The organism is Rhizobium sp. 18055 (assembly GCF_902706285.1).
In the GTDB taxonomy this organism is placed as follows: domain Bacteria; phylum Pseudomonadota; class Alphaproteobacteria; order Rhizobiales; family Rhizobiaceae; genus Rhizobium.
Genome location: NZ_CACSKD010000097.1, coordinates 1 through 627, shown reverse-complemented (window position 1 = coordinate 627; position 627 = coordinate 1). Strand labels below are relative to the sequence as shown.

Below are 627 nucleotides of genomic sequence, written 5' to 3'. Positions count from 1 at the left end.
GGATTGAGCTCCTGCATTGCAGTCTCCACCGCGACAGCTGCTTCGGCATCTCGCTGGGCTATGGCGGACTGCAGCCTGACGCTGTACACATCAAGGAGATGTTCTGCCGCCCCGATCGATGTTTCGTTGGCTTGAGGTGGGTTGTTATGCATGGCAGGCTCCATGCTCAGGGCGTTCGATATAGAGCGGATAGGGGCTCCAGCCGTTGGCCGTGGCCAGATTGATGATTTTTCCGCGGATCGGGCATTCGTCGACTCGGTAAGCGAGCGAACCACCTTCCGCCACTGAGCTTTTTGCCTTTTCAAGGGCAGTGGTTAATATTCCGCTCTGGCGAGCGGGAGTTTCGTTTCCGTGAAATGTCATGATGACCTCCAAATGAATTGCAAGTCAGCTCCCCTACGGGAGAATGACCCGCGGGGTGCGAAGAGCCCTTTGCAGGGCTACGTGTGCGTCGGAAATTTGGTTCCTCCGGGCAGGGAACGTTGATCGACAGGGTTACCCTGCCGTTTCAATTCGTTTGGGCCGAGCTTGCTCGCGGCACTCGCGACGGCATAGAAGGTGCCGGGCCCCCCTTACGTCGGCGAGCCCGCGGCAACTGGACCGGTTCAGCCTCGCAGACTATGCAGA

At 58.5% G+C, this 627-nt stretch carries 1 protein-coding gene; it reads right to left on the bottom strand.

Going from position 1 to position 627, the window contains the following annotated elements; genetic code table 11:
* Positions 1 to 144: 144 nt before the first annotated feature.
* A complete protein-coding gene (locus GVL52_RS28140; protein ID WP_160012672.1) occupies positions 145 to 363 on the bottom strand; it encodes a hypothetical protein in 219 nt (72 codons plus the stop codon).
* Positions 364 to 627: the final 264 nt, after the last annotated feature.